Raw genomic sequence first — 22,893 nt, forward strand, 5'->3', positions numbered from 1 at the left:
ACAGGAAAAGTAATCGACCGCACGAAAGATACGGCACGTGTTCACCTGGATACCAATGGAAATACGCTGCTCAATTGAGTTAGCAGTAAATGAAGATGGCCCCGCTAAAGACACATACAATGAGATTGATATCATGATTGTAAAAGCAACGGAACATGAATTTGATTTGAACAATGCAGGGTTATTGAAGGCATATAACCGCATCGAGAAATTCGAGCTGCCGCCACGACTAGATAGCTTTCATATGGGTTAACCGTCACCGGCTGCCAGAAGAGGTACTTGAATACGAAGTAGAGCGAGAGCGGCAGAAGTTTTTCTGCATAGCGGCTGAAATGATTACAGAGGAAAATATGAAACGAACGATGCGGACATGATAGATAGCTTGCAGCTACATCATAGCATTGATATAATGAATGTAAGCATTATTCAATGAATATACTAAAAAAGACCGCTCGGTGCTACCAACACCAAACGGTCATGCACAATAGACGTCCCTAACAAGGGCGTGGCTCATACGATGGATAAAGCAAGAGATAGGTCCCCTGGTCTTCCAAACTCAAGGGGGCCTATTTCTTTTGGCTAAACGACAGTATAGCTACAATTAGTGTGCCGAATGCAATCATCAACATCAATGCTTCGAATACTGTCATAAGCTTCACCCCCTTTCTTACAGGGAGTGAGCCGTAGACCACCCTTGAGGAGCCGTATCAAATTGTGCAATGACAAAATTATACCATATCTATGCACTCTTGGATGAGAGTGCTTTTTTGATAAGTTTTAAATTACAAATAAAGGATGGTGATGTAACATATAGTGATGGAGGAGAAGATGATGAAGATATTAAAGGGTATATTACTGGCTTTATTTTTACTCATTCCTTGGGCTATGGCTCTCGCAGAACCGAAACCTGAAGGAAAAGTACAGGATATTCAAAAGCAGGTTGATGCTAATAAGCCTGAAGTACACCAGCCTGTTCTTGGGGCACCAGCGGGTAATACTATTGGGGAACAACAAGATGGATATGTAACAAAGGAAGGCTTGTTTGCGTGTTAAAAGACATCAAGTGAAGCGGAGGGAGCGCTATACATATTGTGTAGTTCCAGCAGCATCATGATGGACGGTATCATCGAAATTTAGGGATATCGGATAGTGGATGAGGGGCTGACAAAGTCAATGAGTCACTTGTTTCGGTTTTTGTCATACGTGAACCTCTCCAAGCAGGAAAAGTTAAGAAAACAAGGTGTACAACCATTCTTTTTATTATTGTAGTCGTTTATCTTTTGTTTGTTTAGAAACCTTGTCCTGGATAAAATCTTTTACTTCCTGGAGCGATGGCGCGATTGTAACCTTCAGCAACAGTTCGTCGATATATTCATCCTTCGTTAGTTTCTGTATATCTTCATGTAAAGCTTTTGCAGCGTCTCCAAACTTCGCCTGCAAAAGCACATGTACAGCTTCTCGTTTTCCCTCTTGCCTTCCTTCTTGTCTCCCCTCTTGTCTCCCCTCTTGTTTTCCTTCTCGTCTTCCTTTCTCATGCCAGGATGTTGTCAATTCCATAATTCGTCCCTCCTCATTAGGATCAAGCTTTTGTAACTCCATGCGCAAGTGTTGTTCTTCCTCTTCACTCAATTGTAAGTAGGTTTCAAAAAAACCGGTAAGCAATGTCATACGAGCCGGGTCTTGTTCTAACCGTACCAATATGCGGAGAAACTCTTTTTTGACTTCGACTCTTTCCTCAGGTGTGTATCCCATTTTGCTTAGTAGTGCAGCCGCTATCGGATTGTCCTGTTGAATATAGTCTCGCCAGTTTTTTCGCCTCAGTTCCACTTTTAAGAACTGGAATGTCATCACATTGAAGAAAGGGAAGGATATGTGGAGCGTATCAGGTTCTTCCTTAACTTTATCGTAGCTGAAGATGGCGATCGGCAAAATGCGCCTGCGATATTTTTCATATAGTCGACTAAAATAAATGAACATACGGTCGTGGAAGGAGGTTTGTTCATACGATTGAGGCTCCACATGAATAATAATGAGACTTTCTTCCCCTCTCAGGTGCGTTTCTACAAGAAGATCGACACGTCGTTTCTCTCCTTTTAGAATATCCGTAAACAGTTCCTCTGATAAAAAAGAGGTATGTTCAAAATCAATGGCTTCATAGGCGTCAGGAAAGAAGAGCGCCATAAACTCTTCAAAAAATGTCGAAAGGAGCTCCTTAAATAAACGGTCATGATCGGTACGGCCTTGACTATCCGAGAGATTTTCTTCCTTTGACATTTGGATTCCCCCGTAGATACAATTTTATTTTTCATTATATCATGCTTCCCGTAAAGTTGTATTCTGACTATAGACGAGTACAAGGTAATATCGCAGATAAATGCTTTACCTTATGCATTTCTTTAGAAACAAACTAGCGTTATAATAAAAAAATGGAGTTTTGATAATTCAAAAAAATGAGGAGTATGATTTCCTTTGATTATTTCAGAAGACGGTCTCTCTGTTTATCCAGTTAAAGTTCCTACAAAATATAACTTACGGTCCTTTAATTTTTATTTACTAGAGGAAGCTGGTTCTTTAACATTGATCGATGCTGGTATAGACTCTGAAGAATGCTGGGAATGCTTTATGCGGACGATGAATGAAAATGGATATACTCTTCATGACTTGACCCGGATTATTGTTACACATAATCATGAAGATCATGTGGGCCTGATTAATCGTATTTCTTCCATAAAAGAAATTCCGCTCTATGCCCATCAAGAATCGATTCATCGCTTGAAAAGGGACAAAGCGTTTTTTTTATTACGGATAGAATTTTTTGAACAGCTATATCAAGAAATGGGGTGTGGTGCTGCCGGGGAACAACAGGTTCAAAAGTTGCGGGAGGCTGTACGGAAAAATGAGAAGAACCGAATTCAGGCAGACATTGTAACGTTTGCTGATGGTGATACAATAGCGGGGATGCAGGTTATAGAAACACCTGGACATTCTTCTGATCATGTGGTTTTTTTACATGAACAGAAAAAATGGCTTTTCGCTGGCGATCATCTTATTAGTCATATTTCCAGTAACGCGCTTGTCGAACCTGATCGGAATGGCAAACGACAATTAACGCTAGTTGAATATGTAGACTCGCTTAAAAAGTGTTTACAGCTTGATGCCGAGATTGTTTATCCTGGCCATGGGGAATTCATCTACAATCATAAACAATTGATTACGAAGCGATTACACCGTATTAATGAAAAGGCAGAAAGGATTCTGCGTTTAATCCGAAGCGGAATTTCAACAGCAAATCAATTGGCTTATGCGTATTATAAAGATAAATATGAAAGCCAGTTCTCATTGGTCATGTCGGAAATTATCGGTCATTTGGATTACTTAGAGACACGGCATAAAGTCCAAAAAGAGTTGAAAAAAGGTGTGTGGCACTATGATGTGCAACCCGTGAAAGGGGAGGAGGGCTCATATGAATCAAACAATTGAGACGATTCCTGCGCACCGCTCCATCCGTAAACCGAAGAATAGTCGCTGACTGCGAGCGGTTCCAAACGATTGTACCTGATTTGATAAGTCGACACATGTTTGTGATGGAGGTAAGAAAAGAGGGAAGGGCGGTAGGCGGGAGCGGTCGGAAAAAGACGCGCTGGCCTTCCTTCTGCCGGGGCGCAGGTTCAGGCTATGAAGCTGTATGGTGCAGAATTTTACAGGAAGGGAGAAATGCGTTGCATATGAGAAATGTGAGGAGCGACAAAGAAGAAAAGGAGCAAAAAGAGATAGCGAAGGCTACGATTTTTGCGGTATCTGCTGGAGTTGGTGAGGAGACGGAGCAGATAATTGTTGTTACTACGCCTGATTGGAACAGTCGTCAGGCCCGGCTTCAGGCTTTTGAGAAAGTAGGGGGAAAATGGGTTCCGGCTCTGCCGCCGATGCCGGCGGTAGTAGGGAAGAATGGATACGCATTGTCTGTGGATAAGAAAGAAGGAGATGCCAAGTCACCCGCAGGTGTCTACTTCCTCGGAACCGCTTTTGGCACAGCTACAAAACCTGCCGGGGTTACAATGCCTTACAGATTGGTTACACGCCAAGACTACTGGATAGATGATAAAACATCCCCCGACTACAATACGTGGGTCCATTATGAAGGCGATCCAAAAAAGAAGTGGAAATCATTCGAGCGTTTGGCTATTCCGTTGTATAAATATGCGCTGGTGATTCGCTATAATGAAGACCCGGTGATTCCGGGCAAAGGCAGTGCGATTTTTGTGCATATCTGGCGTGGTCCCCAGAGCTACACTGCTGGTTGCGTGGCGCTGTCTGAAGCGAATGTACTGGCTATAGTAAAATGGCTGGACCCAAAGAAAATGCCAGCGATTGTGCAAGGTCCGGAATCCTTTCTGGCTTCATTAGTGAAGTAAGTAAAGCATACAAAAACGCGAGACGCTCAAGCAGCTTCTCGCGTTTTGTTTAATAGAGAAGAAAATAATATACTTTCTTCCGTTTATGTTGCTTGAAAAACGCGTGAGTTTTTATCCTGCAGGCTTTTGTCGTACAAGAAAAATCATCAGTAGCGTACCTGCTCCGAGATAGCCGAATAGCGGATAGAGATGATGTACTAGCGTGGAGAAGCCGAATTGGCTAATCACATAGCAAACCATCAACAGTCCAGCGATAAGTACCCTCGGACCAGTCTGGAATTGGGGAAGCGTCTGCAATTGGCGCGTTAGACCGAAGACGTTGCCGACAAGCGTAGTGAAAATTTCTGCCAGAATTACAAGGCTGAACAGCCATTGCACAAGCGGTCCGAGCGATACGACGATCATTGCCATAGGAACTTCGGCTTGAGCGATAGCAGGTCCACGGACGAGCAATGCATAGTTGCTGAGAAAAAGGAGAATGCCAAGACCAATTCCTCCGATTATACTACCGCCGACTAGTACACGGGGGTCTTGTACTGTGCTCCCAAGCGGTACAAGTACGGCCAGTGCGAGTGAAAGATTAAACGCTACGTACAGGAATGGAGCTAACGTCCATTCGGAAACGGAAGAACGTTCTGTAAAGGGCAGGGAAGTCGCATCGTTCATTAAAAACGTATGAATACCGATAAGAATAGTAAAGCCAAGCATGAGTGGTACGACAAATGTATTGACCGTCATAATGGCCTGCATACCACGTGAGGTAATAACATACACAAGCAGTGCGGTTCCGATGATGCCGATCTGATAGAATCCGCCTAATTGCTGGGCGAACAATGCGCCGCTCCCGGCTAGCATAACACCTGTCGTACAAAGCAGCGTAAGCAGCGTAAATACATTGATCCAGAGACCTGCCTTTTTACCGAATACATACCGGTTGAACTGATGATAAGAAGAAGCGCGAATACGGTGGGCGATCAGCATGATTTTGGCTCCGGCAAGAATGAATAGAAGAACGCTAACGATAATAATTGGCACGCTTTTGCTTCCATAACGGGTAATAAATTGAAAAATTTCCTGTCCGCTTGCAAAGCCTGCGCCGACAATTGTGCCAATATACGTGAAGCCGACCTGTAGCATCGCCAGCCATTGAATGGACTGCAAATTTCGTTTCGAGACTCTCACCTCTCATTGGTTCATATAATCAACAGGTGTGTTATTTTATATGTATGAGATTGTCCCGGCTGATAGACTGGCCTTACATAGAGAAAAAATCTCGTTACATTTTTAATGCTTTGTTTTACAATAAAAAGAAATACGGCAGGCCTTGTTCGATTTTGGGAGAAAGCAGGAGGACATATACGCATGATGAAATGGATAAAGGAATGGGTGCCCGTTATTCTGTTGGCGATTGTACTGAGTGTGACCATTCGTACATACATTGGGGAAGCGGTTGTCGTGCCGAGTGGTTCCATGCTGCCCACGATTCATATTAATGATCGTCTGGCGGTAGATAAAATGACGAGTACGGAAAATTTAAAGCATGGCGATATAGTTGTATTCTATCCGCCTTTGCCTGAAAAGAAAGGCGAGCGGTTTATTAAACGTCTTATTGGAATGGGCGGCGACACGATTGAAGTGAAGGATGGAGCGTTGTACCGGAACGGAGAAAAAGTGGATGAGCCGTATATTAGGGAACCGATGAAATATGATTTTGGGCCGATTACGGTTCCAAAGGGAAAATTCTTCTTCCTTGGTGACAACCGGAATGAAAGCTATGATTCTCATCTATGGCCTGAGCCGTTCGTAGACGAGAGCGCTATCGAGGGCAAAGCACGCTTCCGATTCTATCCGTTTACGGATATGCAGTCCATGTAGAAAAAGCAGTTTCTTGGCATGCCAAGAAGCTGCTTTTTTCTATATGGGGGGTTATTTTCTACCGGATGCTGCCTCCTGTGAAGGAACGGCGGTTGCCGGGTCATACGGTTTGTCGGTAGGATCCAGCCCCACGTGCTTTTCGTATGAATCATATATCGCCCGGGCGATTAAACCGGCTGAAGAGCTGCCGTATCCCCCTTCCGGTACGATAACGGCGACAGCTAGCTTGGGATTGTCCACTGGTGCGAACGAAACGAATACCCCGTTATTGATTGCTTTGTATTTGCGCCATTTAACTTTTTTGGAGAAATCGACAGAATCCGGCACATAGATGTCCTGCTGCGAGGTCCCTGTTTTGGCTGCAACACGGTACGGAAAACCGGCAAACGCGTTACGTGCTGTACCTGAACTGGCAACCTGGGCCATCCCCTGATGAACAATTCTCCAATACGAATCGGACTCTTTTAACACGCTTAACACTTCGGTTTTGAATGGTCGAACAACATTGCCGTTGATGTCAACAATGCGATCGACGATTTGGGGCCTTACACGTACGCCTTTATTCGCCATAGTAGCCGTGTATTGCGCCAGTTGCATGGTGGTGTACCGGCCCTGCTGCCCGAAGGAAGCTTGTACCATAGCGGCAACCGGTCCGTACTCTTTATTCATGACAAGGAAGTCCTCACCGCCGGATGACTCGCCCGGCAAGTCGACACCTGTCTTTATTCCAAGACCGAATGCATGCATGTATTTCTGCAACACAGGCACAGCATTCTTCTTATATTTTCTGGCCAGATTATGGCCGACGAGCGCCATATATGTATTGGAGGACTTCTCAATGGCCATCTGTGGTGTTAATGGACCATAAATATGTCCGCTATCATTGCGAATGACATCTCCCGCGCCACCATATTGGTATGAGCCCGTGTCAGAATAATAGTAGGGTGCAGTCCCTTCCGATAAGCCCATTAGAACGGTAGCTGGTTTAATTACTGAGCCGGCGGGAACGAGTGAAGCCGGATGCTTATACGTTTCCAACTGAGCCGTTTTGCCCGTTTTCGGACGTACGTCATACGGTGCACTGCGGATTGTACCGTTTGTGAAGGAATATTGGTTGGCCTCATATGTTTCCTGATCAGGGCTGGATGTCCAGATGTTCGGGTCGTATTCAGGATAGCTAACCATAGCGACAATCTTGCCTGTCTTTACTTCCATTGCGACCGCATAAGCCGTCTTTGCGTAGGAGGCATTACGGCCGGTCGCACGCAGTTTTGGCAGGAAGTTTTTAATGAAATCGCGTGCTTCCATCTGGACGCGCTGATCGATCGTCAGGTACAGGTTATGCCCGCTCTTAGGCGGGGCTTCCGCAATCTGTCCCAGGATGGCTTGCTTGGAGTTAATCTGATAAATCCGATACCCATTCTCCCCGCGTAATACTTCTTCATAGCTTCGTTCGATGCCGTCGTAGCCAACCATCTGGTTAGGGAGATACGAGTCTTTACGCTGACGATAGAATTCGATATTTTGATTATCTGCAACGTTAAACGGCCGAACATAACCGATCGCTTGTACCGCTATGTGCTTGGAATCATATTCACGAATCGGTTTGGTTACGACAGATACCCCTTTTAATTCAGTACGGTGTTCCGCCAAATAAGCGATTTCTTCTTCAGATAAATCATATTTTAAGTCCTTCTCAAGGAATTTTTGTGTTTGACGGGGAACGTCAACAATTTTTCCATCCTTGTAATGATATCCTACGTCCATCTTCTTAAGCAGGTCTTCTTTTGTTGTGTTTTTTAAAATTGTAGAAAGCCGGGTCGCCAGACTAACAAAGTCCGCTTTTTTCATCCCGTTTTCTTCCTGGAATACAGCCGCGAAAGATGCCCGGCTATGCACGATAAGATTTCCATGCTTATCATAAATGCTCCCACGCAGCGCGGGAATTGGAACTTTCTTGTCAGACTTGGAAGAGGCTTCCTGTATGTATGTGTCTCCCTGCACTATTTGAACATAGGCCAGCCTGAAAATGACAATAGCAAATATGGAAAAGACCAGCACGAGGAGAAAATTTAAGCGAGAGCAAATCTGTTTACGCCGTTCAGTCTCTTTTTTTTCTACGTCGAACATCGTGGTTACCTCACACCTTGAACTATATAGTTTCTTTCTCTTTGTCTTATATGCTTACACCGGAAGCGAAAATAATAAGGGCAAATAAAATATAAATAAGATTAAACATCCACCAAATAAGGGGAGGTTGCTGAAAAAATGCATATTTGTAGGGAAATTGATGCTTATGTGTTTTTTTATTAAAAGAGAGATGCTTTAACAGTAGCATTCCTAAAACAATGAGGGAAAATTTAACGATATCCAGTAAGAACATGATTTCCACCTGAAGTATAATTTTCCATGCATTTACTATTTTACATGAAATGAGGGTGTTTTGCTATCTTTCAATCTGAGCAATCCCCTTGCCAGTGAAATGGACAAGGAGATTTATCGAATCAGATATATATAGAAGGGAGCGAGATGAGGAAGCAAAAAATTTTTAAGGGGGATTGTTACGCCCTCTTATGTTTCGGGAATAATTTGAATAAGTATAATAGGACGGTGAAAATCAAAATGGATAACATTATAGATAAAGAAAAATTATTGTTAATTTACAACCCGATAGCCGGACAGAAAGTAATAAGTCAGATGGTAGGAGACATTGCTATATCGCTGCAAGAAAGATGGGATGTTACGCTTAGGCCCACATTGCGTCAAGCGCATGCCGAACAGATTGCATACGAAGAGAGCAATAAGTATAACGTAGTGGCAGTTGCCGGAGGGGACGGAACTGTCCACGAAGTAGTGAATGGCTTGATGCGCTTGGACAGGTGTCCTGTGCTCAGTATTTTGCCTGCGGGTACGGCAAATGACATCGCCCGCACGCTGCAAATCCCGTTGGATTTGCTGGAAGCGTGTGAATTTATGAAGCAGGAATTGCCACAGGCCATCGATATCGGATGTTGTGGCGAGCGGTATTTTGTAAATTTTCTTGGTGTAGGACTTATTTCTACGGTGTCGAATGAAATAAAGAACGAAACGAAAACATATTTAAAGCATTTCACTTATTATTTGAAATCACTGCAACACTTACAGGAAGATCAGCTATTTCGGACGGTTATTAGAACAGAGACAGAAACGATCGAAAAGGAAGCGGTTATGGTGTATATAGCCAATGGAATGTCATTGGCAGGCCTCGAACTGTTTACGGACAATGAAATAAACAGCGGGTATCTTGAGGTGATCGTGGTAGAGAATATCGGGCTTTCCGAAATTGTTAGTGTTTTGTCGTCTTATTTGCGACATGAGCCGTTTCAGCATGACGCGCTCTCCTGTCATAAAGCGTCCTCATTGACACTTGAATGCAGTCCTGCACAAATCATCGATACGGATGGAGAAGAGAATGGGAAAACACCGGTTGATGTCAGGCTTTTACCTGGAGCCCTTCGTGTTATTGGAAGAGTATAGGCATGCGATGGGGGGATTTTCTAAATAAAATATAATATGTTTCAATCCTCACCTATGTGGAAAGGAATACATGTCACCACATTAGAAAAATACGAAAAGGAGCGAGGATACACAATGAATACAAATTGCAAGGTTCAAGAATATGAGAACACAGTACAGGCGTATCAAGCGGTGAATAGCCTGCAAAACGCAGGATATACAAAAGATAATATGTATCTGTTTGCCCATGATAAAAATATTTCTAAAGATTTAACAGATACAACAGATACACAAAACATGGGCGTTAGTGAGAAAGGCGTAATCGATACGGTAGCTAATATGTTCAAAAGCCGGGGAGATGAGCTGCGCAATGAGTTCAAAAATCTTGGCTTTACCCAGGCGGAAGCCGAGCAGTACGAGGCTCGTCTTGATCAGGGAAAGGTTCTGCTAGTTGTGAAAGATTATCGTGATAATCTGGACCGTTATCTATAAGGAAAAATTTTCGGGATATGGATTTTGACAAAGGAAAAAGTGGTAAGCCTTATTCATGAGGCTTACCACTTTTGTACGTTCTTATTTTCGTTTAACTGAGGTGAGCTGCGTTTCCACCCTTTTGCCGACAAACCAAAGCAAAAAAATAGCGAGAAGCACAACAAGCAGCTTCCACGGTTGCTCAATAAAGGACATAAAGTCGTGCCCGATAAACGAAATGATAAAAATCATAATCGCTTTACCAAGCATAATAGCAGCCATGAAGTGACTGGTTGGAATGTTGGAAAGACCAGCCACTACATTTACGAGCGAAGAAGGTGTGAACGGGAAGCAGGAAAACAGAAAAATGGCGCTGAATCCATGCCGGTTCATCCAATTCATCGCTTCGTTCACCTTCGGATGACGGGTGAGGAAGTTCAGGAAGCGGTGCTGTCCAAGCTTACGGCATAGCAAGAATACGGTGCCTGCACCGAGACAGACTCCGACCCAGGAATATAAAAACCCGAGCCATAAGCCGTATGCAGCGGCGTTGCCCGCGACGATGGCTATCAATGGCAACGGCGGGAAGAACGCTTCGATAAACGGCATGAAAATACCTGGAAACGGCCCGAATGATTCATATTTGGCAAGCAACATTAATAGATTTTCTTCGGAAAAATAGGCTTTTAACTCTGTCCAGTTCATATTTTCATTTTACCCCAAAAAAGAAGGAAAGTGCATCAGGAAGTTGATTTTGCCAAAATCCCCAATCATGGCCGCCTTCTTTTTCGGTATATGTAACAAAAGCCTGGCGCTGCTCGAGCAATTGCTTCATTTCACGGTTATAGCTGAGAAAATCGGCGGTTTTATCTCCGACAGGTACTGCTGTTTCCTGCAAACCGACAAGCATATAGATGGTGAGGTGCGGAAGCTTAGGCTTGCGCAGCACGCCTTTCATTACTTCCGGATAGAACGCTCCAGAAAGAGAGAGAACTTTGTTGAATAAATCAGGTCTGTCCAACGCAAGATCAAGACTTACGGTTCCGCCAAGTGAATCGCCGACAAGTACACGTTCGCTTACGAGGAATTCTTGCTCGACTGCGGGTATGATTTCTTCCAGAAAAAAGGATTTGTAAATATGATTTCGGCTGCGCCCGGTTCCGTATTCTTCTGTTCGATTTTCACGTGAAACTGTAACAGCTACTATGATGAATGGTAACAGTTTGTTCTTGAGAATCATTTCCTGAGCGATGGTTGCTCCTCTGCCAAAGTTGAGGAACTGTTCGCCGTCCTGAGCGTACAGTACGGGATAGGCCTGGTTCGAATCATAGTTCGGCGGCAGGTACACTTTGTAGGAGCGTGTTTCTTTTAGGTACGCGCTCTCAAGCTCACGGCGCAGGATGGTCCGCTTGCGCAATTTCTCGTCCATTTTGAATCAATCCTCCGTGTTTTTTATATGTATGAGTGAAAAAAATTGGACATGATAAAGAGGAAGTGCTATACTCATCGCGAATCCGAAAGTAAAGAACTGTACTTGTTGTGCAACAAGAGGTGTTTCACTGCCAGATTGTTCTATTACAGCAGTGTAAATGTTCTTTTTCATATTTTATCAAAAAAAGGAGTTGTCATGATGTTACAAATTCTTTCGCCTGAAGGCAAGGTTGCAGATCAAAAGCAAATGCCTCAAGTCGATGATGCCACTCTGAAAGAATTAATGCGCAAGATGGTATATACCCGAGTATGGGATCAGCGTGCAATCAGCTTGAACCGTCAAGGTCGTCTCGGCTTCTATGCACCGGTTGCCGGACAGGAAGCATGCATGATCGGAAGTCAAAGCGCACTGGCTAAGGAAGACTTCATTCTGCCGAGTTACCGTGATATTCCACAAATCGTATGGCATGGACTGCCATTGTACCAGGCATTTTTATATTCACGCGGTCATTTCCACGGTGGACAGATTCCTGAAGATGTAAACGTTTTAATGCCACAAATTATTATTGCTGCACAAATTACACAAGCAATGGGTGTAGCTATGGGCTTTAAGCTGAAAAAAGAAAAACGTGTCGCAATTACGTACATAGGCGATGGTGGTACGTCCCAAGGGGATTTCTACGAAGGTCTGAACTTCGCGGGTGTATATAAAGTACCGGCTATCTTCTTTGTGCAAAACAATCGTTACGCGATCTCTACGCCGTTCTCCAAGCAAACAGCAGCCGAATCGGTGGCGGCGAAAGCGCAAGCAGCGGGTATTAAAGGCGTGCAAATCGACGGTATGGATGCGATTGCCGTATACGAAACGGTACGAGAAGCAAGAGAACGCGCGCTCGCAGGCGAAGGCCCGACACTGATCGAAGCGTTGACGTTCCGTTATGGACCGCATACGATGGCAGGCGATGATCCGACCCGTTATCGTGCACAAGAAGAAATGACTGAGTGGGAACAAAAAGATCCGCTTGTACGTTTCCGTTCGTATCTTGAAAGCAAAAACCTCTGGTCTAAAGAGGAAGAGGACAAAGTAATCGAACAGGCGAAGAATGAGATTGCTGAAGCGATTAAAAAAGCAGACGCACAACCGAAGCAAAAAGTAACCGATCTGATCGATATTATGTTTGAAGAGAAGACTCCGGCTCTGCAGGAGCAATACGATGAGTATAAGCAGAAGGAGATGAAGTAAGCCATGGCACAAATGACCATGATCCAAGCCATTACAGACGCACTGCGTACAGAAATGAAAGCTGATCCGAACGTACTCGTGTTCGGTGAAGACGTAGGGGTGAACGGTGGGGTATTCCGCGCAACGGACGGACTTCAGAAAGAGTTCGGCGAAGAGCGTGTATTCGATACGCCGCTTGCGGAATCCGCTATCGGCGGCATGGCAGTCGGCCTTGGCCTGCAAGGCTTCCGTCCGGTTGCCGAAATCCAGTTCTTCGGTTTTGTATTTGAGACGTTTGATGCGGTTGCATCCCAGGCAGCGCGTATGCGCTACCGCTCTGGTGGACGCTATAACTCTCCAATCGTATTCCGCGCGCCGTTTGGCGGTGGCGTGAAAACGCCGGAATTGCATGCTGACAGCTTAGAGGGGCTGTTCCTGCAAACGCCAGGTGTAAAAGTAGTTATTCCGTCCAATCCGTACGATGCGAAAGGACTTCTCATTTCCGCTATTCGCGACAATGATCCGGTTATCTTCCTTGAGCATATGAAGCTATACCGTTCTTTCCGCGGTGAAGTACCAGAAGAATCGTACACAGTTCCGTTAGGTAAAGCGAATGTAGTAAAAGAAGGAAAAGATGTGACCATCGTTACGTATGGCGCTATGGTACAAACATCCTTGAAAGCGGCCGAACAAATTGAAAAAGAACGTAATGTATCGGTTGAGGTTATCGACCTGCGTACCATCAATCCGATTGATACGGAAACAATTATTGCCTCCGTTGAAAAAACCAATCGTGTCGTTGTTGTACAGGAAGCACAAAAACAAGCGGGTGTGGCGGCTGAAGTCATCGCTCAAATCAACGAAAAGGCTATCCTCTCTCTGGAGGCTCCGGTCGTGCGCGTAACGTCTCCGGATACAGTGTTCCCATTTGCGGCAGCGGAAGATGTATGGTTGCCGGATCCGTCCCGTGTCATCGAAGGTATGAAGAAAGTGCTCGATTTCTAAATCGACCCTTCGATATTATTCGCAACAATACTTAAAGAGGAGGTCCCATCTATGGCGTTCCAGTTCAAGATGCCGGATATTGGTGAAGGCATCCACGAAGGCGAAATCGTTAAGTGGCATATTAAAGAAGGCGATCAAGTCGAAGAAGACCAGATCATTATGGAAGTACAAAATGACAAGGCGGTTGTAGAGATTCCCTCTCCCGTAAACGGAAAAGTGCTCGCTATTAAAGTGGACGAAGGAACGGTAGCCGTCGTCGGTGACGTACTCGTCGAATTCGATGCAGAGGGTGCTGCAGCATCTGAAGGCGCATACGAGCCGCAGAGCGAGACGGCAGATGCTACCGGACGCGATGTAGGAGAAGAGCTGAAAGAGAAATCCGAGCAGGCGGACGTAGAAAAAACACCGCTAACGCAAGGCCAGGCTCCTGTGCAGCAGAAGGCTGAGCCAGTGGATGAGAACAAGCGCGTATATGCAACACCGGCTGTACGTAAGCTGGCTCGCGAACGCGGCATCGATATTCGTCAGGTACAAGCTACAGGTAAAAATGGCCGTGTAACCCGCGAAGACGTAGAGCAATTTGCACAAGGCGGCGGCAAAGCCCAGGCAGCAGCACCGCAAGCAGAGCAAACACAACAGGTGGCTCAGACAGCAGGCGAGCAAAAACAGGCTCCAGCAGCAGTACAAGCAGCGTCTGGTGGACTTGAAGAACGTAAGCCGCTTAAAGGTATCCGCAAAGCCATTGCAACCGCAATGACGAAATCGATGTATACCGCGCCGCATGTAACCATTATGGATGAAGTGGATGTAACCAAGCTAGTAGAAATGCGCACTCGCTTCAAGCCGATTGCGGAGAAAAAAGAAGTGAAGCTGACATACTTGCCGTTCATTGTTAAGGCTGCTATCGCAGGTCTGCGAGAGTTCCCGGAACTGAATGCAAGCATCGATGACGAGAATAACGAAATTATATTGAAGAAATACTACAATATCGGTATTGCAGCTGCAACAGATGAAGGATTGCTTGTGCCGGTTATCAAGGATGCGGACCGTAAACCGCTGTGGAAAATTGCGGGCGAAATTTCCGAGCTGGCCACTAAAGCGCGCGAACGAAAAGCTTCTTCTGATGAGTTGAAAGGAAGTACATTCTCTATTACGAACATTGGTTCTGCAGGGGGCATGTTCTTTACTCCGGTTATTAACTATCCGGAAGTGGCGATCCTTGGCGTAGGACGCATCGCGAAGAAGCCGGTTGTGAATGAAAATGATGAAATCGTAGCTGCACCTGTTATGGCGCTGTCCTTAAGCTTTGATCACCGCCTTATCGATGGTGAGATGGCGCAATTGTATATGAACTATATTAAAGGCCTGCTGCAAAATCCGGAAATGCTTGTCATGGAGGTGTAATACATGGTAGTAGGTGAATTTACAACAGAGCTTGATGTGCTGGTGATTGGTGCTGGACCGGGTGGATATGTGGCGGCAATTCGTGCTGCCCAGCTTGGCAAGAAGGTAGCGATCGTGGATAAGGCAGAAGTCGGCGGCGTATGCCTTAACCGTGGCTGCATTCCGTCCAAGTCGCTTATCTCTGCCGCCAAGCAGTATGAACAGGCGAAAGAGGGAAGCAGCATCGGTATTAACGTCGAAGGTGTATCCGTCGACATGAAAAAAGTACAGGAGTGGAAGCAAAGCGTTGTCAATAAATTGACAGGCGGTGTTGGAACGCTTCTTAAAGGAAACGGTGTAGAAGTGATTCCGGGCGAGGCGCTTTTTGTAAGCGAGAATGAGGTGCGCGTGTTCCATGGTTATGAAGTGAACCGCTACCGTTTTAACCATTGCATTATCGCAACAGGCTCCCGTCCGATCGAGATTCCGGCCTTGCCTTTCAGCGAGCGCATTCTTTCTTCGACCGAAGCATTGGAATTGGATCATATTCCAGAGCAAATGCTCGTTGTTGGCGGCGGCTATATCGGTATCGAGCTCGGCACTGTGTTCGCAAAGCTGGGTGCGAAAGTGACTGTGCTTGAAGGCGCGGCCAATATTCTGCCTGGTTTCGAGAAGCCAATGGTACAAATGGTACGCAAAAAGCTGAAGAAGCTAGGTGTAGAAATCCATACCGAGGCGATGGCGCAATCGAGTGAAGTAACGGAAAATGGCGTAAAGGTAACAGCAAAAATTAAAGATAAGGAAGAAGTATTCGAGGCGGATTATTGTCTGGTAACGGTGGGACGCCGTCCGAATACGGATGAACTAGGGTTAGAAGCCATCGAGATGAAGCTGACGGACCGTGGACTTATCGAGGTTGATAAGCAGTGTAAAACGAGCGTGCCGAATATTTATGCGATTGGTGATGTTGTGGCTGGTCCTGCTCTGGCACACAAAGCGTCATACGAAGGTAAAGTAGCAGCGGAAGTGATTGCTGGTGAACCAAGCGAAATCGACTATATGGCAATCCCGGCGGTTGTGTTCTCCGATCCAGAGATGGCTACTGTCGGCTTGACGGAAGAGCAGGCGAAAGAAGAAGGATTCAAGGTGAAAACGGGTCGCTTCTCCTTTGCGGCAAATGGCCGTGCGTTGAGTGTTAATGAAACAGACGGTTTCGTGAAAGTTGTAGCAAACGAAGAGGATGGACGAGTGCTTGGAGTGCAAATTGTCGGTCCAGAAGCATCTGATCTTATTGCAGAAGCCGGCCTTGCTATCGAGATGGGCGCAACGCTAGAAGACATCGCGTTAACCATCCATGCGCATCCGACGTTATCCGAAGTAACGATGGAGGCGGCAGAAGCGGCTCTTGGACACGGTATTCATTCATTGTCCAAGTAATGTTTGGTGGGCAGAAAAAAGGCAGACGGAATATCAATTCCGGCCTGCCTTTTTTTGTAGGAAAGGAATGGATGTTACACATCTGAAGCTTTGCGTTGGATGAGAGATTCGGATACTTCTGCGACTTTCCTTGAGTTTTCTTCAAGTGAAGCCATTGATGCGCTGATTTGCTCAGTGGCAGCTGCTTGTTGTTGAGCTAAAATGTCGAGGTTTTTGACTTCCTTTACGATTTCTTCAATGGTGCCTGACATTTCCATGAGATTTTTCGAGATTTCCTCTACATTGTCTCGTGTGCTCGAAGCAAGTTTGCGTACCTCGTCGGCAACGACGGCAAAGCCACGACCCGCATCGCCTGCACGCGCTGCTTCGATTGCAGCATTCAGGGCGAGGAGGTTGGTTTGATCGGCAACTTGTTTAATCAGGTTGATGACCTTGCCTACTGTGCTTAGTGCGTTCTGGGCCTTTTGCGAGTTAACCGATAGAGCACTTACCGCATCCGCCATACCTGTAGCACCGGCAGCGATGTCCTCAGTGGCCTGTGTCGTCTGCTCAGATGTTTGCATCAATTCTGATGCCATATTTTTAAGCATTTCCTGCTTTTGAATGGGAGTAGAGACTGCGAGGGCTCCGATAAGTCGGCGCTGCTCATCAAACAGAGGAATGCTTGTGGCCGAGTATCCGAAGCCAAACGCTGATTCCTGATGATCAACAGTGCGGCTGACTTTGCGCTTTTGCTCCAGCGAGCGTCGAAGCGCTGTATTTTCGGGAAGGCTGCTTCCTTCTCTGAAGCCAAATTTAATATGCTTGCCTTCCCAGTATCCGATAATTTTTTCTGTATCGGAAAGAACAAGCGTACTTTCTTCATTAAGCATGTCATAAAAATAACGGCAGGATTTTTTTAATGAATCCCACTCGTCATGAAGATGCGATGTTTGGTCTTTTGCGATTTCCGTCATTATTGGGAACACGCTCCTATTCGATAAGAAATGGTATCTTTTTCATTAGTATTTTCTACTCTTTTCATCATAAACCAAAACCTTACATAAGAGAATATGGAATTAGATAAAGAGTTTGTTTATAAGTATAAAGTCTTATTCATTTCTTTTAGGAGGCTATATGAAAATAGGGTTTCGTATTGCAAAAACAGCGTTGGCGGTGGTGCTTTCGATTTATTTGGCTCATTTTCTTCGACTGGACACGTATACATTTGCCGGAGTGATCGCTATTTTGACGCTGCAGGCGACGCGGAAGGCTTCCCTCGCTGCGGCAGGAAAACTGTCGCTTTCCGCAGGCATTACGCTGTTTATCGGTTCAGGGTTGTTTTATTTGCTGGATTTTCGCGTTTATGTTATAGGTCTTATTTTATTGCTTGCTATTCCCCTGTTAGTAAAAATTGGAGCGGAACGCGGGATCGTGCTCTGCTCCGTCGTTTCGCTTCATCTGTTTGCCGCTGAGGAAATTTCACTTGCCGTTGTCCAGAATGAGGTGCTGATTTTATTTTCTGGTATGGTGGTGTCATTGCTGGTTAACATGGCGTACATGCCGTCACGGAAGAAGCGGGTGCAGGAAATAAGGGAGAAATTAACGGGGGAGTGTGCTTCATTGTTCACACAGCTTGCCAATCATCTTGAAAATGAAGGATATATCTGGGATGGCCGGGAAATTCTCTCCATTGATGAACTGATCGGACAGGGTAAGGCGGAGGCGCTGTTGAATGCGGAAAATGCGATGACTCGTGACGAGATGAATGATTACCAGTACTTCGAGGAAAAAGAAAAGCAGTTCGAGACAATAAAGCGAATGCTCGCACTCGTATCCCATGTTCAGAAAGTCGTAGTGCAGGGAGAGATGTTGGCTGTGATGCTGCGTAAAATTGCGGAGAAGCTTGGTAGGGGGAAACATGCAGAGCTTGGAGGGATGCGTGATGAGATTCGTGTGCTGCGTCGGGAGTACGAAGCCATGCCACTGCCTACGACACGGGATGAGTTCGAGATTAGGGCGGCTCTGCTGCAGATTTTAAATGAGCTGGAAAGCTATTTGCTGGCGTATCAATGATGTATAGAAAGCAATAGGTCTGCACTGCGCTGCGGGCCTATTTTTTGTTTTTTTACTATTGACGAAATGTAAAGAGAGAAGTATATTTTCGTTAAGTAAATACTTAACGAATTGAGAGGAAGCTATAGAACACGATGAAAAAACAAACAAATCGTGCTTTGCAAGCTGCAGAGACGAAGACCAAATTAATCGATGCGGCACTGGCCGTGTTTTCGAGGAAAGGATTTTCCGCAAGTACAACGAAGGATATCGCACGTCAGGCTGGTGTAACCGACGGATTGATTTATCATTATTTTACGTCAAAGGAAGAGCTGCTATGGGCGGTAATTGATCGGCATACACTAAATGAGTCTTTGCGGCTTATCACACTGGAAATACGAGAGGAAACAGGGCTGGAAGAGGCGTTGACTTATATATTGCGTTCGCTCTTCCGTTTGCTGGACGAGAAGGAAGCTCTTATTGCAATGTTCTTCGGTGAATCACACCGTAATCCGGCTATTCAGGAAAAGCTGAATCAATTGGTAGCACGCGGTGTACAATTGTTTGCCGGATTTTTAAAAGAACGCAGTACTATTGGCGAGCAGGAGCTGTACATTGCGATTCGCAATATGCTGAATGCGCTTGTTATGTATTTTCTTATTCATGATCGTGTACAGGACAATAAGAATGAACGTGAGAACTATATCACAGTTACTGTTCATCAATTTATCAAAATAATTTCTTAACTATTTCTTTATCTAGTTCATTGAGTAAGTACTTACTAAGTGAAAGGGTGGGGAAAAATGGGCGGAAGTGATCTGGAATTTGATGTTATCGTGGCAGGAGCAGGACCTGGGGGATGTACGCTGGCATATTTACTTGCGCGGAGTGGGGTAAGAGTCGCGCTGGTAGAGCGTCATAAGGAACTGGATCGCGAGTTTCGAGGGTACTTTTTTCAGCCGAGTGTGATGAAATTATTTGATCAGATGGGCGTGCTCGATGGGGTGCTTGCTTTGCCTCATCGAAAAATTGACGCCTTTCACTTCATTGATCATGGAAAAAGGCTATTTTCTGTAAGGTTTGACGATTTGCCGCGTCCTTATCATTTTGGCGTAAATCTTGCGCAGCCTTTGCTGCTTCAGTTTTTAATTGATAAAGCATCTGCATTTGATAATTTTACTTTCATGAATGGTACTGTCGTGACAGATTTGATTAAAGGAGAGAAAGGTGTATCCGGTGTACAGGTGAGGAGAGGCAGTGAACGGCTCGAGTTGTCAACAAGGGTAGTAGTTGGTGCTGATGGGCGCTATTCTACCGTACGAAAACTCGCAGGGATTGAACAGGAGAAAGAAGAGCATCAATTCGATTTTGTATGGTTTGACATGCCGGCCATAGGAGGAAAAAAGTATCCGTTACAAATACAAATTGAAGATGAAGGGATGCTGATTCATATACCGATGGGTAAAGATAAAGTGCAAATTGGATGGGTGATTCGCAAAGGAACATACAATGAATTGCGCAGGCAGGGCATCGAACAATTCCGCAATCGGTTGAGCGCAGTGGAACCGGGTTTGCAGAGTGGGCTTGCGCGGCATTTGGTTGATTTTAAGCAATGCTCAATATTGGATATTCAGGTGGCAATGATGAAAAGCTGGGTGCAGGACGGACTGCTGCTCATCGGAGATGCTGCGCACATTGCCTCTCCATTTTCTGGACAGGGAAATAGTTTGGCCATTCAAGATGCAGTAGCTGCCCATCCTGTCATTATGGAGGCGCTACGGACGAGTACGGGAATTCTATCGAAGAGAGAGCTTCATCTGTATGAGAAGGAGCGACGTCCAGCCGTTGCACAAATCCAAAGCATTCAACGGATGCAGGCGAACATGCTAGGTATCCGTAATCCTCTCCTACTACGACTTCGGCGTACGGCTGTCCCTATTGTCAGCCATACACCGCTATTTGAAAGAATGCGAAATAAGCTGGCGCTTGGGTCAAAGCCTATACATGTTGCTACCGATTATTTCGTCCGTTAGCAGTATAAGTACAGTAGTATTCAAAAGAAAAAAGGCCGGGGAAGTTCCGGCCTTTTGGCAGTATAACAGTACGGTTATTTAACGGCTTCCTCTTGTTTAGCAAGCTGTTCTTTTACATAACGATTATCCTTATGTTCTGCGCATGCTGTGGAGCAGGAGCGTTTGTGCTCATCCTCGCATGCTTCACAGCAGAAGTGCTGCACATTACACCATGGATTCGCACAGTTTACATAGCGATCGCTCGGCTTACCGCAGTGTTTACATTTAGAAATAATTACATCCTCTTCAGTTTGGTTAACCGGTACGGAAATTCGTTCATCGAATACGTAGCATTTGCCGTCGAATAAGCGACCTTGTACTTCAGGGTCTTTACCGTATGTGACGATGCCTCCATGCAGCTGGGCCACATCGGTGAAGCCTTCATTTAGCAAAAATCCGGATAGCTTCTCACAGCGAATCCCGCCTGTGCAGTACGTGATAATTTTTTTGTCCTTGTAGTCCCCCAGGTTTTCACGAATCCATTTTGGAAACTCGCGAGAAGAATTAACACCAGGCTTAATCGCACCGCGGAAGTGTCCGATTTCATATTCATAATCGTTACGACCATCAATTACGATTACATCGTCACGTTGCAGATGTTCGTAAAATTCCTTTGGACTTAAATATTTACCGGTTGTCTCATTCGGATCAACATCTTGTTCGAAGCGCCACGTTACCAGCTCTTTTTTGTAACGAACAAAAATTTTCTTGAAGGCATGTTCATCCACTTCGTCGATTTTGAAAAACATATCAGCAAAACGAGGATCTTGCCGTAGCGTGTCCATATATTGTTCTGTTTGTTTCACTGTCCCGGATAGTGTGCCATTAATGCCTTCATCAGCGACGATAATGCGGCCTTTTATACCTAGATTTTTACAGAAATCCAAATGTTCGGCTGCGAATGTTTCTGCATTTTCAATATGAATGTATTTATAAAATAAAAGCACACGATATGGCTTTTGTGTTTCCAAATGCTCTTGTTGCACGGAAATCTTCCTCCTTGTTATATGTTTTGATCTCAAGGATGCTGATTATCCAGTACGATGGGAGCATCTTCTCCCTTCCAACCTATGGATAATCAACAGGTGTGATAGTATACTTATTAAATAAATGTAATAATAATTGGCTGTAATTGTAAATATCATAAGCATATTGCATAAGTTGAGTTACGATACTATATCGTACCATAAATATTACCGAAAAGGGAAGCGGTGATTTATAGCAATGTCAGCATGGTTCGGTTCTTTCATTATCGTCTGGACAGTTCTTCTTATTTTATTGCTTGCCGTTGGCGGATTTTTCATGTTCCGTAAGTTCTTAAAATCAATGCCGAAGCAGGACGGAATGTCAGAGTTGGACTGGCAAGACCATTATATTGACAAGACACGTCATATGTGGACAGACGAGACGACAGAGTTGCTTGATGAACTGGTTAGTCCTGTGCCACAACTGTTTCGCGATGTAGCCCGTCGCAGCATTGCGGGAAAAATCGGGATGCTGGCGCTTGAGGCAGGGGTCAAGCAGATAACGACCGACCTTGTTATCAAGGGATACATTGTGGCAACGCCTGCTCGCGACCATAAGTTCCTGGTCGCCCATCTACAGAAGAAGCAGATTGATTTTTCTCCGTATAAGCAGCATCTAAAAATTAATGTGTAAAGGTGCCCTTCATCCTAATGTATTTCGGCACTATCGCACTTGTCGTCGAAATCTTTACCGTTCTCTTGAATATGACAAAAAGCTACTAAGGTAAAAGGCCTGCTGTCCCGGATGGGATAAGCAGGCCCTTTTCTTATTAGCAGCAACGTGTCCGTTTTCCGTTTCCGTAGCGTTGTTCAATTGCTTGTCGGAAGAACTCCTTCTCAGACATGGGTGTCTGTTCATCCTTCGGCGGTGCTGCATGCCAGTAATCCAGATACAACTCATAGTCCGGAATACCGAAGATCATTCGGAACGTCGAGCGAATCCGCCGCATGAGCGAATGGTTAGCCGATATCTCCTTTACTTTCTCCGGTGGAACATACGATTGTTTCGGACATGCTTCATCGTTCCACAT

Annotated in this window: 24 protein-coding genes; 15 read left to right on the forward strand and 9 right to left on the reverse strand. The window is 45.1% G+C overall.

What is annotated here, in order from left to right:
• Nucleotides 1-55: 55 nt before the first annotated feature.
• A complete protein-coding gene (locus tag HMPREF0083_RS17570) occupies nt 56-253 on the forward strand; it encodes a hypothetical protein (protein ID WP_021622978.1) in 198 nt (65 codons plus the stop codon).
• Between the two features lie 313 nt (nt 254-566).
• Here HMPREF0083_RS17570 and HMPREF0083_RS28215 read toward each other — a convergent pair whose 3' ends face one another.
• The gene (locus HMPREF0083_RS28215; protein ID WP_148316011.1) at nt 567-650 is read right to left on the reverse strand and encodes a putative holin-like toxin; all 84 of its coding nucleotides are present in this window, start codon (nt 648-650) and stop codon (nt 567-569) included.
• 178 nt (nt 651-828) lie between these two features.
• Between HMPREF0083_RS28215 and HMPREF0083_RS17575 the strand changes: the two genes are divergently transcribed.
• Complete coding sequence (locus HMPREF0083_RS17575; RefSeq protein ID WP_148316007.1) at nt 829-1,053, forward strand: hypothetical protein; 225 nt, start codon at nt 829-831, stop codon at nt 1,051-1,053.
• Nucleotides 1,054-1,260: 207 nt separating this feature from the next.
• Here HMPREF0083_RS17575 and HMPREF0083_RS17580 read toward each other — a convergent pair whose 3' ends face one another.
• Entirely contained in the window at nt 1,261-2,274 is a 1,014-nt protein-coding gene (locus tag HMPREF0083_RS17580; protein ID WP_021622982.1) for an RpnC/YadD family protein, read from the reverse strand.
• A 195-nt stretch (nt 2,275-2,469) separates the two neighbouring features.
• Between HMPREF0083_RS17580 and HMPREF0083_RS17585 the strand changes: the two genes are divergently transcribed.
• Both HMPREF0083_RS17585 and HMPREF0083_RS29455 read left to right on the forward strand, forming a co-directional pair.
• On the forward strand, nt 2,470-3,480 hold the full coding sequence (locus HMPREF0083_RS17585) for an MBL fold metallo-hydrolase (RefSeq protein WP_021622983.1): 1,011 nt from the start codon (nt 2,470-2,472) through the stop codon (nt 3,478-3,480).
• Nucleotides 3,477-4,412, forward strand: coding sequence for a L,D-transpeptidase family protein (locus HMPREF0083_RS29455; RefSeq protein WP_245191355.1), 936 nt, complete (start codon nt 3,477-3,479; stop codon nt 4,410-4,412). Before HMPREF0083_RS17585 ends, HMPREF0083_RS29455 begins: the two co-directional genes overlap by 4 nt.
• Nucleotides 4,413-4,523: 111 nt before the next feature.
• On the opposite strand, the gene HMPREF0083_RS17595 is transcribed toward HMPREF0083_RS29455, so the two are convergent.
• Nucleotides 4,524-5,594 (reverse strand): YkvI family membrane protein, encoded by a 1,071-nt coding sequence (locus HMPREF0083_RS17595; RefSeq protein ID WP_245191356.1) that lies wholly within the window; start codon nt 5,592-5,594, stop codon nt 4,524-4,526.
• Nucleotides 5,595-5,774: 180 nt separating this feature from the next.
• On the opposite strand from HMPREF0083_RS17595, the gene lepB reads away from it, so the two are divergent.
• Complete coding sequence (gene lepB, locus HMPREF0083_RS17600) at nt 5,775-6,287, forward strand: signal peptidase I (RefSeq protein ID WP_040303499.1); 513 nt, start codon at nt 5,775-5,777, stop codon at nt 6,285-6,287.
• 51 nt (nt 6,288-6,338) lie between these two features.
• On the opposite strand, the gene HMPREF0083_RS17605 is transcribed toward lepB, so the two are convergent.
• Nucleotides 6,339-8,417 carry a peptidoglycan D,D-transpeptidase FtsI family protein gene (locus tag HMPREF0083_RS17605; protein WP_021622987.1) on the reverse strand — a complete coding sequence of 693 codons (2,079 nt, stop codon included), beginning with the start codon at nt 8,415-8,417 and terminating at the stop codon, nt 6,339-6,341.
• Between the two features lie 492 nt (nt 8,418-8,909).
• Between HMPREF0083_RS17605 and HMPREF0083_RS17615 the strand changes: the two genes are divergently transcribed.
• Both HMPREF0083_RS17615 and HMPREF0083_RS17620 read left to right on the forward strand, forming a co-directional pair.
• Nucleotides 8,910-9,803: a diacylglycerol/lipid kinase family protein gene (locus HMPREF0083_RS17615; protein ID WP_167331580.1), complete on the forward strand. Its 894-nt coding sequence runs from the start codon at nt 8,910-8,912 to the stop codon at nt 9,801-9,803.
• Nucleotides 9,804-9,917: 114 nt separating this feature from the next.
• The gene (locus HMPREF0083_RS17620; RefSeq protein WP_040303502.1) at nt 9,918-10,274 is read left to right on the forward strand and encodes a YflT domain-containing protein; all 357 of its coding nucleotides are present in this window, start codon (nt 9,918-9,920) and stop codon (nt 10,272-10,274) included.
• An 81-nt stretch (nt 10,275-10,355) separates the two neighbouring features.
• On the opposite strand, the gene HMPREF0083_RS17625 is transcribed toward HMPREF0083_RS17620, so the two are convergent.
• Nucleotides 10,356-10,958, reverse strand: coding sequence for a TVP38/TMEM64 family protein (locus HMPREF0083_RS17625; protein WP_021622991.1), 603 nt, complete (start codon nt 10,956-10,958; stop codon nt 10,356-10,358).
• A gap of 4 nt (nt 10,959-10,962) precedes the next feature.
• Nucleotides 10,963-11,682 carry an alpha/beta hydrolase gene (locus HMPREF0083_RS17630; protein ID WP_021622992.1) on the reverse strand — a complete coding sequence of 240 codons (720 nt, stop codon included), beginning with the start codon at nt 11,680-11,682 and terminating at the stop codon, nt 10,963-10,965.
• A 198-nt stretch (nt 11,683-11,880) separates the two neighbouring features.
• Between HMPREF0083_RS17630 and pdhA the strand changes: the two genes are divergently transcribed.
• From pdhA to lpdA, 4 genes are read left to right on the forward strand one after another with little or no spacing between them, the layout of a single operon-like run.
• Nucleotides 11,881-12,927 (forward strand): pyruvate dehydrogenase (acetyl-transferring) E1 component subunit alpha, encoded by a 1,047-nt coding sequence (gene pdhA, locus HMPREF0083_RS17635; protein ID WP_021622994.1) that lies wholly within the window; start codon nt 11,881-11,883, stop codon nt 12,925-12,927.
• Between the two features lie 3 nt (nt 12,928-12,930).
• Nucleotides 12,931-13,911, forward strand: coding sequence for an alpha-ketoacid dehydrogenase subunit beta (locus tag HMPREF0083_RS17640; RefSeq protein ID WP_021622995.1), 981 nt, complete (start codon nt 12,931-12,933; stop codon nt 13,909-13,911).
• Nucleotides 13,912-13,962: 51 nt separating this feature from the next.
• On the forward strand, nt 13,963-15,315 hold the full coding sequence (locus HMPREF0083_RS17645) for a dihydrolipoamide acetyltransferase family protein (RefSeq protein WP_021622996.1): 1,353 nt from the start codon (nt 13,963-13,965) through the stop codon (nt 15,313-15,315).
• Between the two features lie 3 nt (nt 15,316-15,318).
• Nucleotides 15,319-16,731 (forward strand): dihydrolipoyl dehydrogenase, encoded by a 1,413-nt coding sequence (gene lpdA / locus HMPREF0083_RS17650; protein WP_021622997.1) that lies wholly within the window; start codon nt 15,319-15,321, stop codon nt 16,729-16,731.
• Nucleotides 16,732-16,805: 74 nt separating this feature from the next.
• Here lpdA and HMPREF0083_RS29820 read toward each other — a convergent pair whose 3' ends face one another.
• On the reverse strand, nt 16,806-17,687 hold the full coding sequence (locus tag HMPREF0083_RS29820; protein ID WP_021622998.1) for a methyl-accepting chemotaxis protein: 882 nt from the start codon (nt 17,685-17,687) through the stop codon (nt 16,806-16,808).
• Nucleotides 17,688-17,847: 160 nt separating this feature from the next.
• Between HMPREF0083_RS29820 and HMPREF0083_RS17660 the strand changes: the two genes are divergently transcribed.
• The 3 genes from HMPREF0083_RS17660 to HMPREF0083_RS17670 all read left to right on the forward strand — a co-directional run bounded on the left by HMPREF0083_RS17660 (nt 17,848) and on the right by HMPREF0083_RS17670 (nt 20,798).
• A complete protein-coding gene (locus tag HMPREF0083_RS17660; protein WP_021622999.1) occupies nt 17,848-18,786 on the forward strand; it encodes an aromatic acid exporter family protein in 939 nt (312 codons plus the stop codon).
• 134 nt (nt 18,787-18,920) lie between these two features.
• On the forward strand, nt 18,921-19,511 hold the full coding sequence (locus tag HMPREF0083_RS17665; protein ID WP_021623000.1) for a TetR/AcrR family transcriptional regulator: 591 nt from the start codon (nt 18,921-18,923) through the stop codon (nt 19,509-19,511).
• 57 nt (nt 19,512-19,568) lie between these two features.
• Entirely contained in the window at nt 19,569-20,798 is a 1,230-nt protein-coding gene (locus HMPREF0083_RS17670; RefSeq protein ID WP_040303505.1) for an FAD-dependent oxidoreductase, read from the forward strand.
• A 74-nt stretch (nt 20,799-20,872) separates the two neighbouring features.
• Here the strand turns inward: HMPREF0083_RS17670 and trhO are convergent, their stop codons facing one another.
• Entirely contained in the window at nt 20,873-21,808 is a 936-nt protein-coding gene (trhO, locus tag HMPREF0083_RS17675; protein ID WP_040303547.1) for an oxygen-dependent tRNA uridine(34) hydroxylase TrhO, read from the reverse strand.
• A gap of 253 nt (nt 21,809-22,061) precedes the next feature.
• Here trhO and HMPREF0083_RS17680 point away from each other — a divergent pair, with 253 nt between their 5' ends.
• On the forward strand, nt 22,062-22,496 hold the full coding sequence (locus tag HMPREF0083_RS17680; RefSeq protein WP_021623004.1) for a DUF2621 family protein: 435 nt from the start codon (nt 22,062-22,064) through the stop codon (nt 22,494-22,496).
• Between the two features lie 136 nt (nt 22,497-22,632).
• On the opposite strand, the gene HMPREF0083_RS17685 is transcribed toward HMPREF0083_RS17680, so the two are convergent.
• A complete protein-coding gene (locus HMPREF0083_RS17685) occupies nt 22,633-22,893 on the reverse strand; it encodes a YbdD/YjiX family protein (RefSeq protein ID WP_021623005.1) in 261 nt (86 codons plus the stop codon).

This window comes from Aneurinibacillus aneurinilyticus ATCC 12856 (genome assembly GCF_000466385.1).
Classification (GTDB): domain Bacteria; phylum Bacillota; class Bacilli; order Aneurinibacillales; family Aneurinibacillaceae; genus Aneurinibacillus; species Aneurinibacillus aneurinilyticus.

Bases quoted from the DNA above. Each gene is read 5' to 3' on its own strand.
- HMPREF0083_RS17570 (WP_021622978.1), top strand. From the start codon at position 56: ATGGAAATACGCTGCTCAATTGAGTTAGCAGTAAATGAAGATGGCCCC.
- HMPREF0083_RS28215 (WP_148316011.1), bottom strand. From the start codon at position 650: ATGACAGTATTCGAAGCATTGATGTTGATGATTGCATTCGGCACACTA.
- HMPREF0083_RS17575 (WP_148316007.1), top strand. From the start codon at position 829: ATGATGAAGATATTAAAGGGTATATTACTGGCTTTATTTTTACTCATT.
- HMPREF0083_RS17580 (WP_021622982.1), bottom strand. From the start codon at position 2,274: ATGTCAAAGGAAGAAAATCTCTCGGATAGTCAAGGCCGTACCGATCAT.
- lepB (WP_040303499.1), top strand. From the start codon at position 5,775: ATGATGAAATGGATAAAGGAATGGGTGCCCGTTATTCTGTTGGCGATT.
- HMPREF0083_RS17605 (WP_021622987.1), bottom strand. From the start codon at position 8,417: ATGTTCGACGTAGAAAAAAAAGAGACTGAACGGCGTAAACAGATTTGC.
- HMPREF0083_RS17615 (WP_167331580.1), top strand. From the start codon at position 8,910: ATGGATAACATTATAGATAAAGAAAAATTATTGTTAATTTACAACCCG.
- HMPREF0083_RS17620 (WP_040303502.1), top strand. From the start codon at position 9,918: ATGAATACAAATTGCAAGGTTCAAGAATATGAGAACACAGTACAGGCG.
- HMPREF0083_RS17625 (WP_021622991.1), bottom strand. From the start codon at position 10,958: ATGAACTGGACAGAGTTAAAAGCCTATTTTTCCGAAGAAAATCTATTA.
- HMPREF0083_RS17630 (WP_021622992.1), bottom strand. From the start codon at position 11,682: ATGGACGAGAAATTGCGCAAGCGGACCATCCTGCGCCGTGAGCTTGAG.
- pdhA (WP_021622994.1), top strand. From the start codon at position 11,881: ATGATGTTACAAATTCTTTCGCCTGAAGGCAAGGTTGCAGATCAAAAG.
- HMPREF0083_RS17640 (WP_021622995.1), top strand. From the start codon at position 12,931: ATGGCACAAATGACCATGATCCAAGCCATTACAGACGCACTGCGTACA.
- HMPREF0083_RS17645 (WP_021622996.1), top strand. From the start codon at position 13,963: ATGGCGTTCCAGTTCAAGATGCCGGATATTGGTGAAGGCATCCACGAA.
- lpdA (WP_021622997.1), top strand. From the start codon at position 15,319: ATGGTAGTAGGTGAATTTACAACAGAGCTTGATGTGCTGGTGATTGGT.
- HMPREF0083_RS29820 (WP_021622998.1), bottom strand. From the start codon at position 17,687: ATGACGGAAATCGCAAAAGACCAAACATCGCATCTTCATGACGAGTGG.
- HMPREF0083_RS17660 (WP_021622999.1), top strand. From the start codon at position 17,848: ATGAAAATAGGGTTTCGTATTGCAAAAACAGCGTTGGCGGTGGTGCTT.
- HMPREF0083_RS17665 (WP_021623000.1), top strand. From the start codon at position 18,921: ATGAAAAAACAAACAAATCGTGCTTTGCAAGCTGCAGAGACGAAGACC.
- HMPREF0083_RS17670 (WP_040303505.1), top strand. From the start codon at position 19,569: ATGGGCGGAAGTGATCTGGAATTTGATGTTATCGTGGCAGGAGCAGGA.
- HMPREF0083_RS17680 (WP_021623004.1), top strand. From the start codon at position 22,062: ATGTCAGCATGGTTCGGTTCTTTCATTATCGTCTGGACAGTTCTTCTT.
- HMPREF0083_RS17685 (WP_021623005.1), bottom strand. From the start codon at position 22,893: ATGTGGAACGATGAAGCATGTCCGAAACAATCGTATGTTCCACCGGAG.